The sequence below is a fragment of the Streptomyces sp. NBC_00190 genome (assembly GCF_036203305.1).
In the GTDB taxonomy this organism is placed as follows: Bacteria; Actinomycetota; Actinomycetes; order Streptomycetales; family Streptomycetaceae; genus Streptomyces.
In genome coordinates this window covers 428,063-443,418 of the sequence record NZ_CP108131.1, presented here as the reverse complement: position 1 = coordinate 443,418, position 15,356 = coordinate 428,063, and the positions used below count along the sequence as shown (strand labels likewise).

Here is a 15,356-nt window from a genome sequence, read left to right as displayed (position 1 = left end):
AGGACGGTGACGGTGCTCCCCGGGCGGGCCGGGTCGCCGAGTACCGCGTCGGGGCGCAGGACGCCGAAACGCCTGATCTTGGCGGGACCGAACGGCGCCACCGTGAGTTGTGCCGTGGCCATGGTCCGGCCGTGGCTGGTGGCGGTCAGCGCGTACGTACCCGGCGCGACGTCCAGCGGGACCGCGGCCCGAGCCTCGTTCGCGGGCCAGTCGGATTCCGTGGCGCCCGGGGCTCTGGGGACCAGCGGTACCGGCTTCGCGAGCGCGGGGGAGTTGACGGACACGGTGTCCCAGCCGGAGGGCATGCCGGAGATGGCGATCTTTCCGTGAACCTGCCAACCGGTTAGCGAACGATCGCCTTGAAACTCGCGGATTCCCACTCCTTCTCGTTGGTGGTGGCGGATTCTCATCGCGTCGTGCTTGGCCGAAAGGCCCTGCCGCTCGGCCTCTGGCCGGACACCGGCAGGGCCGGCAGGAGGATCCCAGGGGCTCTTACGATCTTCTTAGAAGTGCTTCCTATTCTCGCGGTCCATGACGACCCGACGACTGTCCGCCGTGCTCGGCGTTCTCCTTACTGCGGCCCTCGCACACACCGGCCTCGCGCCGACGGCCACAGCGGCTCCCGCTGGCTCCGGCTCCGGGCACACGGCCCGGACCCCGGCCCCGGCCCAGTACCTCTACTCCTCGATCGGGGACTTCGACACAGAGGTCAAGCCCTTGATCGACCGGCCCGACATCGCCGGTGTGCAGGTGGTCGTGCCGTGGAGGGCCCTGGAACCGCAGAAGGACCAGTACGACTTCTCCGCGATCGAGGAGGCCCTCGCCTGCCTCCAGGCACGCCACAAGAAGCTGTTCGTCCAAGTACAGGACCGATTCTTCAGCGCTCCCACACGGCTCCCGAACTACCTGCTCACGGACCCGGCGTACGCCGGCGGCGCCGCGCCGACCACGAACGAGAACGGACTGGGGCCCGGCGAACCCGGAGCCGTCGCGGCCCAGTGGAACCCCGAGGTTCGCCAGCGCTTCCAGGGCCTGCTCAAAGCGCTCGCCGACCGCTTCGACGGGCGTCTGGCGGGGGTGAACCTTCCGGAGACCGCAACCCAGGTGGATCTGGGCAAGGACCGCAGCGGCTACACCGACGAGTCGTACTTCAGGGCCGAACTCGACAACATGGCCTTCGGCGCCAAGGTCTTCAAGCGGACGAAGTTCATCCAGTACGTGAACTTCTGGCCCGGTGAGTGGAACAACGACCACGGCTACATGGAGAGGACCTTCGAGTTCGCCAAGGCCCATGGTGTGGGTCTCGGCGGACCCGACGTCCTGCCGAACCGCCAGGCGCAGATGGAGAACTCCTATCCCTTCTTCGAGCGGTACCGCGGGCGGCTCCCGCTGGTGGCGATGGCGGTGCAGGAACCGGACTTCGAGTACACCAACCCCTCGACCGGCAAGCCGTACACCAAGGAGGAGTTCGTCGACTTCGGCGGCCGGTACCTGGGCGCGGACGTGATGTTCTGGGCGACCAGCGCACCCTGGCTCCACCAGCCCGCGTCCTGACGCACCGGGCGGCTCCCGCCGTGGGCGGGAGCCGCTGGGGCGTCGGCGTGGTCCGGCGCCGTTGGGTGAGTTCATGTAGCCCTTGGCGGAGTGGTGCGGGCCCCGATGCTCATCGATGCCCTGCACGCTGTGATCACCCGCCCCGGCGGCCCCATCGCGATCGTCGTCGACGCGGCCGAGCCGCCTTCTGCGACTCCTCGGGCTCCCGAGTGTCCGCCGCATGCCGTGTATGTGGTTGTTCCCTCGCTGCCCGGCCCTGCTTCCTGCTCCTCTGGACTCCGCGCAATATTCCGCAAGCAGAGCGATGCAGGAGGCTGTCATGGCGTTACGGTTCATCGGTATCGATCCGAACTCCGACACCGGGCAGTGCCCGACGGTGTGGGTCGACGAAGCCACGGCGGAGGTGGTCATCCAGGGATGGAAGGCCGACGCGGCCCTGCTTGCCGAGTGCCTGGAGACCGGCTCGATCCCGGACACGGAGGGGGTCGTGCGGATTCCGGCCCGCATGGTGACGATGCTGAGGGAGGCGTGCGATGCCGCAGAGCGACGTGCCGGGCTTTGACGTCCTGCTGGACGGCGCCCAGCATTCCGCTGTCCACCTGGAGATGCGCGACGGCTACGGGGTCGCCGCCGAGTCTGCTGGTTTCGCCCACTGGCTGGCCACCGGCGTCCGTGACATCGATCCCGACTCGGAGTACTGGGCGTTCTGGACCAGCCTGGTGCGCCGCACCGTGGCCCGCGGAGTGACCGTGCGCCGGGCCAGGATCGTCTCGGAGCCGCTGTCGGACTACTCCCGTTACAGCCACGCCGGGGCGGTGGTGAACATCGCGGCCGGGGAGGAGATCCGTTACCTGCCCCGCCGCCACGCCTCCGACATCGCGCTTCCGGGCAACGACTTCTGGCTGGTCGACGGGCGCCTCATCCGCTGGAACCACTTCACCGGCACCGGGGCATCGGCCGGCGGGGAGATGTCCGAGGACCCGGCCGTCGCCGCGCTGTGCACGTCGGCGTTCACGGCCGTTTGGGAACGCGCCGTGCCCTACGAGGACTTCAAACCCAGACCGATCCGATGACCTCGCCGACCTCGCCCCTGTCCAGTGCCCAGGCCGCCCGCACCGCGCTCGCCACGCGCCTGCGCCACCTTCGCCTGGACGCGGGTCTGGCCGGCCACGAGTTGTCCCTGGCCTGCGGCTGGCACCCGGCGAAGACCTCCCGGATCGAGCACGGCCGAGCCGTACCGTCCGACGCGGACATCCGCGCCTGGTGCACGGCGTGCGGCGCCGACGAGCAGGCGGCCCAGGACCTGATCGCCGCCGCCCGCAGCGCGAACTCCATGTATGTGGAGTGGAAGCGCCTGAACCGGGCCGGTCTGGCCAGCCTGCAGCAGGAGATCGTCCCGCTGGTCGAGCGCACCCGGCAGTTTCGGGTGTACTGCTCCCACGTCGTGCCCGGCCTTCTGCAGACCCCTGCGTACGCGGTCGCCGTCATCGCCGCGTACGCGACGTTCCACGGCGCCGCCGATGATGTCGAGGCCGCGGCGGCCGCCCGGGTGAGGCGGTCGAAGGTCCTGCACAAGCGCGGCCGCAAGTTCGCCTTCCTCATCGAGGAGTCCGTCCTGCACTCACGCATCGCCGACTCCGAGACCACCGCGGCGCAGCTGGAGCACCTGATGGAGCTGGCCGCGCTGCCGCAGGTCTCCCTCGGCATCGTCGCCACCCGCGCGCCCCGGCCGCTGTGGTCGATGGAGTCATTCACCGTCTACGACGACGTCCAGGTCGGCATCGAGCTGCTGGCCGCCCGCGTCACCATTACCGCCCCCGGCGAGATAGCCACGTACGAACGGGCGTTCGCCGACCTCGCCGCCCGCGCCGTCTACGGCTCCGGCGCCCGCGCTCTGCTCCGCCGGGCCATCGCGGCGCACGGATGAAGACCCGCAATTTCCCGCAAGAACGTTGAGCGCACTTGGCCCCCGTCCCTAGCGTCAAGGGTGTTGGGATTTCACCAGCAGCACGGAGGCTCCTGATGAGCACACCCACGCACGGCCCGGAGCCGACCCGGGGGCGCCTTGCCCAGCCTGGCTACGACACCACGTCCCCCCAGCCGCTGGTCCGCGTGGACCTGGGCTTCGCCCGTTTCCTCGGCGACGAGAACGAGGACCGGGAGCCGCCGACGACGACAGGGGCGAGGCATGAAGAAGACCACCGAATTCGGCTTCGGACACGAGGCTCACCCGCTGCTCGGCCACCGGGTCCGCGATGTCGCCTCCGGCACCGAGGGCGAGCTGATGGCCGTCGTCCGCGAAGAGGTCACCACCCACTCAGGCCCGCGCTGGACCCGGCGCGCGTACATCCGCCCCGAGGCCGGCGGCCGCGAGCTGCCGACGGCCGTGGGCAACATCGAGCCCCTTGAGACCACCTGATCCGCGCGCAGCGCTGGAGCGAGGGGGTGGGTGCCCGGCCTCGGGGTTGGTGCCTGCCGGCGTCGGCCTACTTGAAGGTGACGTCCGAGCAGGAGTAGAAGGCCTCCTCGCTCTGGAAGGAGCCGTCGGGTCGCTTCAGCCCGTGCCAGATCGTGTAGATCAGGTGCTTGCCCTTCTTCTCGGGGAGCACCGCCTTGAACGTGAACGCCTTCGCGCCGAGGAAGCCCGAAGGCGCCGCCGTGGCCGCGGTGTTGTCGGCGCTGAGGAAGGGGGTGTCCTCCAGGTCCGACCACTTCAGCGGCTTCTTCGGGTCGTAGCCGTCCTTGGTGACGTACATCTCCATGCGGTACGGGTTGTGCAGCGCGCTGATGTCGTAGCGCAGGTCGTACTCGGCGCCGCCGGGCAGTGTCGTCGAGGGGAAATCGTCCCGCGCCACGTCCAGGCCGGAGAACTGTGCGTTGCCGGCGCTGCACAGCTTGCCGTCGGGTATGCGGGCGCGGTGCTGCGGGGAAGAGGTCGGGGTGCTGTGGTCGATGGCGCGGCCCTGGACGATCGACTTCCAGTCGCCGGGGATGCCGGGGCTCTGGGCGAGGGACAGCCGGCAGGCCTCACTCGCCTTCGGGTTCTTGGTGCAGGCCACGCTGCGACTCACCGGGTCGGCGGTGGAGCCGTGCGCGGAGGCGGGCGCGGAGCCGAGGGTGGTCACGGCGAGGGGGAGGACCACGAGCGCGGTGAGGCGCAGGGCGGCGGTGCGGCGGGCCGCGGTCCGTGCCGGGCCGGGGGAAGCCGTGGCGGCGGGGTAGGTCGTACTCATGAGGGGGACACTCCGGTTCATGGGGGTCGGTCACGCGCGTGGGGCGGCGGGCGGGCGGTCGGTCCGCCGCCGGTCAGCCGCCTGTCTTCACGGTCAGCTCGCGGGAGAAGGCGCCCCACGTGCCGTCGCCGAGCCGCGCCCGGATCTTGACGGTGTACGTCGAGCCGGGGTGGGCTCCGACGAGCACCTCGCGCGAGCCCTTCGTCGTAGGCACCGGCAGCACCGGGTCGCCGGTGCCCCACATGAAGGTCTGGGCGGGCTTGCCGTTCAGGTAGACCTGGTAGGTGGTGATCTGGCCGACTCCCTGCGGGACGGACCAGGTGAGGTTCAGGTAGTGCTGGGTGACACTGCCGTCCTGCTTCGTGGCGGTGGTTGCGGCGAAGTCGCCGGGGGCGGCGGTGCCGCCGTTCCCGTCGGGGGCCGCGGCCGTCGTCACCTGTGTTTCGCGGGTCGGGTCGGACTCCTTTCCGGAGGCGTCGACGGCGGTGACCTTGAAGCGGTAGGCGGTGCTCGCGGTCAGGCCGGAGACGGTGGCCGAGGCGGCCTTGGCGTCCGCCTCCTGGACCTTCGTGCCGTTGCGGTAGATCCGGTAGCCGGTGACGGAGACGTCGTCGGTCGCCGCGCGCCAGCGCAGGGAGGCCTGGTACGGGCCCGAGGCGGTCGCCTCCAGGTCCGCTGGGATGACCGGCTTCGCCTTGTCCTGGCCGGGCGCCGCGAGCGTGGTGAGCACGATGTCCTTGCTGAAGCCGGTGGTGCGGCCGTCGGCGCGGACGGCGCGGACCTTGAACGCGTAGCGGGTGGCGGGGGCCAGCTGCTCGATGTCCGCCATCGTGTCCTTGACGGTCTTGACCTGCTTGCCGTCCTGGAAGACCTCGTAGCGCACGACCTCGGCGCCGCCGGCGGGCGGCTTCCACATCAGGTGGACGGCGGTGTGGTCCTTGACGAAGGAGCCGCTGTCGGCGGGGACGGCCGTGTTCGTGCCGGTGTCGCTTCCGTTGCCCGACGCTCCGTTCACACGGCATCCGGTGATCTTGGGTATGCCCTTGCCGGCGGGGTTGATCCCGACCTTGACGGCCCGGTTGCCCTTGGCGGCCACGTCGGCGCGGTCGGCGATCGGCTTGACGGTGACGTGTTTGCCGTCCTGGCGGAGTTCGTACGCCCAGGGGTTGTCGAGGGTGACCTGCCCCTGCGACACCTCGAACTCGGCGGCCCAGTCGCGTACGGTCCGGTCCCCCTTGTTGGTCAGGGAGACCTCGCCGGACGCCCACCACACGGTGGCCTGGTCCGCGACGCGGCAGGCGGCGCTGAGGCCGTCCTCCTCTCCCGCATTGGCGGCCACGGGAATGACGACGGAGCCGACCCCGACGACCACGGCCACGCAGGCCAGGGCAATTCGCTTTCGGGACATCAGAAACCTCTTGATAAAGCCGATCCGCCGGTGCGGCGGCGGCATCGGAAGTGCCTCGGTCAACAACCGTGACCCTAAGCGCGGTGAGCGGCCCGAACGGCCCTCTGAGGGGCTGCGGGCACGCTGTTATCTGTCCCTTAAGGTCCGGATAGGGCGCCCTTGATCCCCTGGCCGCGCCCTTCGACCCTGCGAACAGTGAAGATCACGCTCCGTTCCCACCTCCGCGTGCTGCGCCCCGGGGCCGCCACCGCCGAACGCGACGGTTGCATTACAAAGCGTGGAGACGAGCCGCGATCACTTCACCCGCTGCCACACCGCACGACACCGTGACGTGCGGCAGCCGAGGGCCTGACGCGGGGCGCGTGCGGGGGTCAGGCCGCCGCGGCGGCTGTGCGGTGGGTGTGGACGTGCCGGATAGGCGCTGGCTGGCGTGAGGTGAGATCTACAGCAATCCCACTGCGTCGGCGAGCCAGTGCCCGAGGACGTCGGTGCCGAGGAGGAACGGGGTGCCGATCCCAGCGGCCAGGAGCAGGGGACCGGCGCACACGATGACGCCCGCTGGCCAGTCGGAGGTCCAGTTGTTCGTCATGTATTTGTCTGCGAGGGCGAAGCTCACTCCCCAGCACAGCACCGTCACCGTGAGCGCGATGACGGCGGCCAGGACGAGCTTCCAGTTGCCGGGCCCTTGGGGGGCTTGCAGACCTGCGCTGTAGGAAAGTCCCACAAGGCAGATCACGGCCATCAGCACGAGCACCGTGAGGGTGTCGCGGAAGGGTGTGTAGGCGGGCTGGGCGGCTGCAGGAGTACTGACGCCTGTCGGCTTTGGACGAGGGGGCCGTCGCCGTCCCGTCTCACTTTCCTCCGGCCGTGGCGAGGAGCCGGCCCCGTCATGCCTTTTCTGCTCCTGGGCGATCCGGCGGCGGCGGGCCGCGAGGGTGGCTTCGAAGCTCGTGTCCTGCGTTGACGCCCCGGGAACGTCCTGCTGCTCCTCGACGAGGCGGCGGTTCTGCTCACGCAGGACGGCGACTGCCTGTTGCAGTTGGCGGGCCTGCTCGCGTTGCTGGGCGAGTTCCGCCTCTACCTGGTGGATGAAGTCCTGAGCGTGGCGCAGGCTGTCGTCCTGCTGCTCGACCCGGGCCAGGAGAAGGTCGCGCGTGCCTTCCGCGGTGTGGGCCCGGTCGAGTGCTTCTTGCAGCCGCTGGGCGAGCTGCTCCGCTTGCTGTTCCAGCTCGGCCAGGCGTGCCTCGTCGACCTGCTGGGCCTGCTGCTGTTCGTGGCGCAGGCGGGTCAGTTCTTCTCTGAGCTGTGCGAGTTGGACGGTTGGGGATCCGCTGGCCGTGTGGGCCTGCCCGCACAGGGCGCCCAGGCTCTCGTATGCCTCGGGTGTCCAGGGCATGTCCTGCTGGTCGAGGTAGTCCCGCAGGTCACGGAGGAATTCGCGGGGGGCGACGCGTTCTCCGCTCAGGTAGCGGGAGAGGGTGGCCGGGGCCAGGTTCAAGGCCTGGGCGATCTTCTTCTGTGTCCCGCCGGCGGTGGTGAAGCGGGCCAGCGCTGTCCGCAGCGCGGCCGCGTACACGGCTGAGGCGCTCTCTGGTTCGTCCATCGCCCAGCCTTTCAGTTCCCGCGAACACCGCTTGTGCACAGTGCGGTTGACCGATTGTCACGCATGCGGTGACACGCCGGGAACGTCCTGGCTGAAGAGGTAAGCGGAAGGCTGGAAGTTGACGATTGGCTGGAAATTGGCTGTTCCCGCTCCCGCAAGATCCGCCCCGCTCGAAGGCTGGTAGCAGCGAAGCGCGGAGGGCGATTCGTACACGCAAGCGGAAGTGAGGTCTGACGATGGCCATCTCCCCGAACCTGGTGCCCGCGTCGGTCACCGCGGTCAGCGGCCTGGCCGCCGCGATGGCCGGGGCGCCGTGGTGGGGCGTCGTGATCTGCCTGGTCCTGGTCCTGGCCGCGACATCCGTGCAGACCGTCTTCCCCCAGAATTCCTCGGACCGGCTCACCTGGTGGACCAACCGGCGCGACCACCGAACGCGCCGCCGCACCAACGGCCGCAGTGCTGGTGAGCACCCTGGTGAGGAACCGCACCCGTAAGAGCCGGTGAGTCTCCCGGCACCTGCGCGCAGCGGGGGAGCGTCGGCGGAGGCCGCGGGGTGTTTGTGGAAGAGGGCCCCTGCCGGTAACAGGGGCCCTCTGAATGTCCGCGTGTTGTCCGCCTGTCGTCGGTCGCAATGCGGATCGTGCCGGCCGTGCTGCGGGCCGAATTCTCGTGATCGGGCGTGGCGGAACGTATGCGTAGTCAGAACGGATTGGGAGCGGTTGTGTCCCACCCTGACCACGGCTTGCCAGCCACCCTTTGATAACAGCAGGCTTACTCCCCGTCACAGCCCGTACCTGGCGCCCGGTAAGCGCATTCGGGCTTGTCCTGCACGCCCACATCGCCCAGGAGGCTCTCCCATGCAACCTCATCGGTCTTTCGCCCTTCCAGGAGGAATGGAGTGACGGGCCCGACGACGCCTGGCGGCGGTTCCTACTGGCAGGACAAGCTCCGCGCGATAGGCAACGACAAGGAATTCCGCGAGCTGCTCGGCAGCTTCCAGAGGTACACGGAAAAGACGGGTGAGGAGGTCGCTGAGGCGGCCAGAGCGGCGGGGGGCCTACCGCTTCCGGAAGCCGCCGTGACGTCGGCCCTGACCCGGGACGAACTCCCCACGCTCGAGTTCGTGAGTCAGTTCCTCAAGGCCTGCGGGCTGAGCGAAGACGGCCAGGCCCTCTGGAGAGAGGTGCGGCAGGCCCTGGAGGACGGCCGAGCCCCCCTTGAGCGGTCGCAGGGCCCCGAGGTCTCGCCGGATGGCCGGGGCTCCGAGGCCTCGACGCCCTCCGGTTCGATCCCGCTGCCTCGGTTCGTGCGCCGGCACTGGCGGATCGTGCTGACTGCAGTGGTGGTAATGATCGCCTTGATCGCTGGCGGCCTGTGGTGGCACGCATGGCAGGAGAAGGTGATAGCTGCCGCGGAGGACGCGGCCCTACGCAAGGCCCACTGCGGCGCCAAGAATCTGGCGTTGCTCACCACGCCGGACGGGTGTTCCGGAATCACCGACGGCAGCGACGACCACGGCGTCTTCGGCCCGGGACTCCAGTCGGCCCTCGCTGCGATTGAGGCCGAGAACCAGGCCGTGGTGAAGACCGAAGGCTACGTCACGGTGGCGCTGATGGGGCCGCTGACCCAGGGCCCCAAAAGCCTGACCGGCGACCGTGCCGTGCATCAGGTCGAGGGGGCCTTCATCGCTGTGCGCAAGGCGAACGAGGGTAACGCCTACCCCAAGATCCGCCTGGTACTGGCGAACATGAGCTCGGATGAAACGAACTGGCCCGACGTCGTCGACCGCCTCAAGAAGATGACTGGCGGACCCGGCCCGCTCGTCGCGGTGACCGGGATGGGCTTGAGCCAGAAGGAATCGATCGATGCCGCGCGGTCGCTGTCGGCGGCCTCCATTCCGATGGTCGGCGACCTCATCACCGCGGACGGCTTCGACACCACCGGCAGTATCGACGCCGGCGCCAAGATCGCGGGTCTGGTACGGGTGGCCCCCAACGCCAGCACACAGTTGAAGGCGATCAGCCAGGCACTGGTCAAGTATCCCGAGCTGAAGACCGCGGCCCTCGTCAGCGCACCGACCACCCCGAACGGAACGCCCGATTTCTACACGCAGTCGCTGGAAGGGGCCTTCCGGAACCCGGGAACCGGAGTCCTGCCCTACCTGGAGGCGGGAGGCATCTCGTTCAACTTCGTCGTCACGGGAGGTGCCGCGCAGACCAGCCTGAGCACCATCAGCAAGAACCTCTGCGGCAAGGTCACACCCGACATGGTGTTCTATGCCGGCCGCGCGACATACCTGCCCACGTTCCTTGACTACCTGCACCAGCGGCAGTGCCGAACGACGCCGATCACGGTGGTCACCGGCTCCGACGCGGCCACCCTGGACCCCAAGCTGCCGGCCCTGAACGACCCCAGCGCCCCGATCTCGGTGCTCTACGTGCCCCTCGCCGACCCCGGCCAGCTCGGCGACAGCATCAACCCTGACCACAGCCTCTTCGAGGCGTTCGCCGACGAGTTCGGCCGTGTCCACTACGGACAGCAGTTCGACAAAGGTCACCTGTCCAGCGGGTGGCCGGTCATGGCGCACGACGCGGTCCTCACCGCGAGCCTGGCCATCCGAAACGCCATCGACCCGCCGCAGACCCCGCCCACCGTGCAGGCGGTAGGAGCACAGCTCTACCTCTTCGAGACCACCAATGTCATCGAGGGAGCCAGCGGCGTATTCCGCATCGACTCACAGACCGGCAACCGCAAGAGCACCCACGAACCCCAAGTCGTGCGCAAGGGCATCCCACCGTACAACTAAGCGACACACGAACCATGCTGTGAAGCCGGGCGGCACATGCCGCCCGGCTTGGAGCTGCCACCTTGACCGGCGGCAACCGCGACGACGTCACCCAGCTGATCCCGCTGCTTCAGGCAGTACCGCGGGTGCGGGGCAAGCGAGGCCCGCCCGGCACCGCCCGGACTTGGTGTTGGGCGACCGCGGCTACGACCACGACAAGTACCGCAGCCTCGTTCGGGATCTCGGCGTAAAGCCGCTGATCGCCCGCCGGGGCACCGAGCATGGCTCCGGACTCGGCGCCCAACGCTGGGTCGTGGAGCGGGCATTCGCCCACCTGCACTGGTTCCGCCGCCTGCGGATCCGCTGGGAGACACGCGACGACATCCACGAAGCCTTCCTCACCCTCGGATGCGCCCTGATCTGCTGGCGACGCCTGAACTTCCGGTAGGCGTTTCAAGACAGGCAGGCTTACGTCGACGGACCGCGGTGGCCGACCTCAGGTTGGCTTGCGCCACACGGAGATGTGCTTCGCGGAGTCCTGGGTGAACGGCGCCCCGTCCCAGTCCGCGACGCGACGTTCCAGCTCGAGCCCAGCGATCCGTGCCATCAGGTCGAGCTCTGCCGGCCAGGCGTAGCGGTGCCGGGAGTTGTCGCGGCGATAGCGGCCGTCGTCGCCGTCGCGGGTGAAGTGGTGCGAGACGAGAATCTGCTCGACGAGGTCGAAGGTGTCGAAGCCGAGATGCTGCTCGGAGACGTCGAACGGCACCGCGACCTGGCCGGGCGGCAGGAACCGCAGCGGCGGCACGCCCAGCTCGATGACGAATCGGCCGCCGGGCTCCAGATGACGTGCGGCGTTGTGGAAGCACTCGACCTGCTCGTCCTGCGTGAGCAGGTTCGTGATGGTGTTGTAGACGAGATAGACCAGGGTGAACTCCCCGGGAACGACGGTGATGGCCATGTCCCCGATGACTACCGGAAGCGTGTCCTCGTCGATCTTGCGCCGCAGCACCGCTGCCATGTGCTCGGACAGTTCGATGCCCACCACCGGCACGCCTCGTTCCCGGAGCGGGACGCCCACTCGTCCGGTCCCGATGGCGAACTCCAGTGCCCGGCCGTCTCCGGCGAGCTCGGCGAGGAAGGCGAGAGTCGGTCCGAGAACGGCGGCCGAGGACGTCTCGGTCTCCTCGGCGTCGTAGCGGTCGGCGGTCGCACGGGTCCACAGCTCACTGCTCGTCACGGGCGGCCACTTTGCCGGGTACCGAGGGGCGCTGTCGACGCATTTACCTTCCACCGGCTCCGATCACACGGTTCGGGGCGGGCCGGTACAGACCTTTCAGGCTACCCGCTGGTGATCAGCACCGGCCGTCCGGTGATGGTGATCGCGTCCCCAACCGAGACCCGGATCGACGTGCCATCAAGGCTGTGTACGGCACTCATTCCGGCCGCCGACGTCCGGGCCGTACCGTCGTGTGCCCACCGGATCAGCGCCTCCTTGCCGTCGGCTCCGACGAAACGGCACTCCCACACGTTCGACGGCAACGCGGCCTGCGACCCCATCCCGCAGCCAGTGATGCTGGCTCCTCGCAGCCACCGCTGCAACTCCTCTACGTACAGGCCGGCTTGGGTTGGGCTGCCACCCACCGGCTGCAACACGATCGGGATCTTGGTGCCGCCCCAGTTGTAGAAATACATCCGTCGCATCTGCGTGTACAGCCCGACCAGGTAGAAGCGCACCGCGTAGTCGCTGGCCCGCTCAGGCTCCAACGGAGCGGCCAGCGCAATGTCGTAGGTGGTTCCGGTGCTCCACAGCCTGGGGTGCACCCCGGCCCGATGGAACGCCCGGTCGATCTCGCCGGCCAGCTCCACCATCGTTTCCGGTGGATCGCTCGCCTGTCGCTGGTAGAGCTTCACCCCGGCCGCGTCACAGTGGTCGTACCCGCCCATCGCGGCGAACTGCTCCAGCACTGCCCGTCCCTCCGCCTTCCACAGCTGCCCCATCGAGGGACACACCACGGTCGCCTTCGGGTCAACGCCCTTGATGATCCCGCTGGCCCGCCGGGTCATCTCCACCAGCGTCCGCACGTCCCCGCTGTAGAACCTCGGATCATTGGCGAGCACCCACAACTCGTACGCCTCGATCCGCCCCCGGTACCGCTCCGACACGCCCCGCACGAACGCGTCCCAGTCGGCCAGGTCATCCGGCGCCGAGGTACGAGACCCGTCGTCGTACGCAGTCCTGGGTCCACCCGGGCTCGCCCACTCCGGCGTGCCCCCCATCGTGAACATCACCGGCAGCGCCCGTTGTTCGGCCCCCGCCACCAGCCGATCCAGGATCGACCAGTCGAACTCACCCCGCCGCGCCTGCATGTTGGCCCACCGGGTTCGGCTGTCCCACAGCCGCACTGCCCCGGTCTGAAACGTCGGCATGGCCCCGGTCGAGCTGTTCGTCGTCACCCCGAAGAACCCCGCCGGCACTGGAGTCGGCGCCTGCGCCCACGATGAAGCCGATATCGCCGCGCTGACCGCGGCAGGTTGCTCTCCGCTGACGATCCAGGCGGCCACGATCGCGGCCACAAGAACTCCAGCCACCGGCACCCAGTACCACACCCGAATTCCAGCTCTTTTTCTCTCGCTGGCGGACGGATCGAACGCTCCAGTTTCACCGGGCGTCAAGTCTCCGGGATCATTCTTGATCTCGCCGGCCCGCGACCATAACCGATAGAGCCTGTTGAGCTCGTCACGGCTTGCGCCACACACCTTGGCGATACGCTCGGCCGCCCCGAACTCCTGCGGGAATCCGCCGCCGCCACAGTAACGATGAACGCTCGACCGGCTCAGATTCGCTTTCTGTCCGATCCGCTCATAAGTGAGACCACTGCGCTGCTTCAATGCACTCAGGAAGTCCGAGAATTCCTGTTGGCTCCGGGACCCAGCCACCGCACTCTCCCAATGTTCACCTGACCAAGCGCGGCCAGTCTGCCACGCACGCGCCCACCGACCGTCCCGGCGTCCGAACCGTGTCTCACGACGCCCAGTCCCAGCAGGTGAGGGCCGTCTTTGTGTCCCAGTGTCCCGAACTGCCTTGCAGGTCTTGTCGGTTGGAGCGGGCATGAACCACGCTGTCCGCAGTGCGTGGCCATAGGCCCGCAAGGAGCTCATCATTCACTCAAGGAGACACATGACGTCTGCGATCAGACGCGGACTATCGCTGTTCCTCGCCGCAGCCCGGGTCGGGGATACTCACGGATGGAGGAGTTTTGTGCGTAATCGCATAACCGGGCGTGGACGTGTTCTGCTCCGCGCCCTGCTGGCTGCGGTCTTCATGGTCACCGGATTCGGTCTCAGCGCGGGTAGCGCACAGGCCGGCTCCTGGTGCGTCAACCCTTACTGCTCGGAGACGTATAACGACTCGAGCGTGTACGCGGACGCCTACCGCAACTGGTGCGGCGATGCGGAGTACCTGGTCCAGGGCGACGCGCCCTGCGGCTACAAGGGCGACCGTGAATACGTGCGGCTGAATAGCCGGGGGTCGCACACCAACGGCTTCGAGGACTGGGACACGTTGAAGATCGACGCGGGATGCGAGTACATCCTGCAGTACTGGTACGTGACCCAGCCGGGCGAGGGCTTCTGGGGGTCGCAGTTCTCGCGCTCCCGGCACAACTCCACGACGCCGGGCTGGCAGCGAGTGCACAACAATCAGACCCTCTACGTACGGGCCCAGTACTGCGACGACTGAGCTGAGGGCTCGGCCGGTAAGGCGGGGGAGGAGAGCCAGATGCGGTGAGAGCCGCATGCTTCACTCGGTGAGCGGATCGGGGAAACGGAGCCGGGGAACCCGGCCGCCGCGCCCCGGGTCGACACTCCGCCTTCGGCTGGCTGGTCCCAGTGGAGCCACAGGGTAACGGGGCGCTCGGCACGGCCGCCGTTTCCGCACTAGGACTTCCGCGTCCATCGAGAGCGCTCGGCCGAGAAACCCCGGCCGGGCGCTTGTCCTTGGTTCCTGCCCAGCCCGGGAATGGCACAGGCACGACCGGGTGAGGCTGGCAGAAATCGGAAGGCGCCTGGACCTGGACCGTCCTCAAGTGGAACGCGGCGGCCGGCGCGGGTCGGACCGGGCGCAGCGGACACAGGTGGTCGCCGCCGGACGGATCTCCAGGCGTTCGGGCGGAATCGTCCCGCCACAGCCTTCGCACCGTCCGTACTGTCCTCGTTCGAGTCGTTCCAGTGCCCGGTCCAGTTCTTCCAGGTGCTCGCGCGCCCGCGCCATCAGGGCGGCCACGTGAGCCCGCTCGAAGGCGGTGGTGCCCCCCTCGGGGTCGTGCTCGTCGTCGATCGCGACCAAGGCATTCGCCGCGACGATCCCGTCGAAGTCGCGGCTCAGCGCGGCCGCCCGCGCGAGGGTGTCGGCGCGGTCGGCCGCGAGACGTGCGCGGGCGGTCGCGAAGGTGGACGGGCCGGGCACGTCATGGCCATACCGGGATGCATCGCCCATGCTGGGGCAACGCCGACTCGCGGTTCCGGATTCCCCCCGGCCACCCGCGCCCCCGCCGGTGAGCTGCCCGGCCATCTTCAGCACCTTGGCGGTGGCCTTTGCCGGGGAGGGAGGGTGTCGATCTCGGCTGAGTGTTTCCCGGCCTCCGGATCGCTGCCCGGGCCGCCCTTCCACCGCCTGGACAGGGCCGGGCACCGGCCCGGCCTGCCAGCAGATATCGGCGGACCAGGGTCGCGTCCAGCACGTCGCGTGACCCCCAGGACGCTGCGCACCGGACA

The 15,356-nt window shown here is 68.8% G+C and carries 15 protein-coding genes and 1 pseudogene; 10 read left to right on the top strand and 6 right to left on the bottom strand.

The window, feature by feature from the left end:
- Positions 1-102: 102 nt before the first annotated feature.
- The 6 genes from OG429_RS02395 (at position 103) to OG429_RS02370 (ending at position 3,973) form a co-directional block, all read left to right on the top strand.
- A complete protein-coding gene (locus OG429_RS02395) occupies positions 103-330 on the top strand; it encodes a hypothetical protein (protein ID WP_328923584.1) in 228 nt (75 codons plus the stop codon).
- Positions 331-531: 201 nt separating this feature from the next.
- Positions 532-1,554, top strand: a complete 1,023-nt coding sequence (locus OG429_RS02390; protein WP_328923583.1) for a hypothetical protein — start codon at positions 532-534, stop codon at positions 1,552-1,554.
- A 319-nt stretch (positions 1,555-1,873) separates the two neighbouring features.
- The gene (locus tag OG429_RS02385; protein ID WP_328930136.1) at positions 1,874-2,116 is read left to right on the top strand and encodes a hypothetical protein; all 243 of its coding nucleotides are present in this window, start codon (positions 1,874-1,876) and stop codon (positions 2,114-2,116) included.
- On the top strand, positions 2,088-2,627 hold the full coding sequence (locus OG429_RS02380) for a DUF6879 family protein (protein WP_328923582.1): 540 nt from the start codon (positions 2,088-2,090) through the stop codon (positions 2,625-2,627). The genes OG429_RS02385 and OG429_RS02380 overlap by 29 nt, the downstream gene beginning before the upstream one ends.
- Complete coding sequence (locus OG429_RS02375; RefSeq protein ID WP_328923581.1) at positions 2,624-3,481, top strand: Scr1 family TA system antitoxin-like transcriptional regulator; 858 nt, start codon at positions 2,624-2,626, stop codon at positions 3,479-3,481. The genes OG429_RS02380 and OG429_RS02375 overlap by 4 nt, the downstream gene beginning before the upstream one ends.
- Before the next feature lie 261 nt (positions 3,482-3,742).
- Positions 3,743-3,973, top strand: a complete 231-nt coding sequence (locus OG429_RS02370) for a hypothetical protein (protein ID WP_328923580.1) — start codon at positions 3,743-3,745, stop codon at positions 3,971-3,973.
- Between the two features lie 67 nt (positions 3,974-4,040).
- Here OG429_RS02370 and OG429_RS02365 read toward each other — a convergent pair whose 3' ends face one another.
- The 3 genes from OG429_RS02365 to OG429_RS02355 form a co-directional block, all read right to left on the bottom strand.
- Positions 4,041-4,787, bottom strand: coding sequence for a lytic polysaccharide monooxygenase (locus OG429_RS02365; protein ID WP_328923579.1), 747 nt, complete (start codon positions 4,785-4,787; stop codon positions 4,041-4,043).
- 73 nt (positions 4,788-4,860) lie between these two features.
- On the bottom strand, positions 4,861-6,195 hold the full coding sequence (locus OG429_RS02360) for a fibronectin type III domain-containing protein (protein ID WP_328923578.1): 1,335 nt from the start codon (positions 6,193-6,195) through the stop codon (positions 4,861-4,863).
- A 442-nt stretch (positions 6,196-6,637) separates the two neighbouring features.
- Positions 6,638-7,798, bottom strand: coding sequence for a helix-turn-helix domain-containing protein (locus OG429_RS02355; RefSeq protein ID WP_328923577.1), 1,161 nt, complete (start codon positions 7,796-7,798; stop codon positions 6,638-6,640).
- A 236-nt stretch (positions 7,799-8,034) separates the two neighbouring features.
- Between OG429_RS02355 and OG429_RS02350 the strand changes: the two genes are divergently transcribed.
- The 3 genes and pseudogenes from OG429_RS02350 to OG429_RS02340 form a co-directional block, all read left to right on the top strand.
- Positions 8,035-8,292: a hypothetical protein gene (locus OG429_RS02350; protein ID WP_328923576.1), complete on the top strand. Its 258-nt coding sequence runs from the start codon at positions 8,035-8,037 to the stop codon at positions 8,290-8,292.
- Between the two features lie 404 nt (positions 8,293-8,696).
- Positions 8,697-10,604 carry a hypothetical protein gene (locus tag OG429_RS02345; protein ID WP_328923575.1) on the top strand — a complete coding sequence of 636 codons (1,908 nt, stop codon included), beginning with the start codon at positions 8,697-8,699 and terminating at the stop codon, positions 10,602-10,604.
- Between the two features lie 53 nt (positions 10,605-10,657).
- Positions 10,658-11,031 (top strand): annotated as a pseudogene (locus tag OG429_RS02340) (transposase); the annotation flags it as partial.
- Positions 11,032-11,079: 48 nt separating this feature from the next.
- Here OG429_RS02340 and OG429_RS02335 read toward each other — a convergent pair.
- Positions 11,080-11,820: a class I SAM-dependent DNA methyltransferase gene (locus OG429_RS02335; RefSeq protein ID WP_328923574.1), complete on the bottom strand. Its 741-nt coding sequence runs from the start codon at positions 11,818-11,820 to the stop codon at positions 11,080-11,082.
- A gap of 101 nt (positions 11,821-11,921) precedes the next feature.
- Complete coding sequence (locus tag OG429_RS02330) at positions 11,922-13,520, bottom strand: helix-turn-helix domain-containing protein (RefSeq protein ID WP_405680623.1); 1,599 nt, start codon at positions 13,518-13,520, stop codon at positions 11,922-11,924.
- Between the two features lie 322 nt (positions 13,521-13,842).
- Here OG429_RS02330 and OG429_RS02325 point away from each other — a divergent pair, with 322 nt between their 5' ends.
- Positions 13,843-14,322: a hypothetical protein gene (locus OG429_RS02325; RefSeq protein WP_328923572.1), complete on the top strand. Its 480-nt coding sequence runs from the start codon at positions 13,843-13,845 to the stop codon at positions 14,320-14,322.
- A gap of 342 nt (positions 14,323-14,664) precedes the next feature.
- Here OG429_RS02325 and OG429_RS02320 read toward each other — a convergent pair whose 3' ends face one another.
- Positions 14,665-15,078, bottom strand: a complete 414-nt coding sequence (locus tag OG429_RS02320) for a TraR/DksA family transcriptional regulator (protein WP_328923571.1) — start codon at positions 15,076-15,078, stop codon at positions 14,665-14,667.
- Positions 15,079-15,356: the final 278 nt, after the last annotated feature.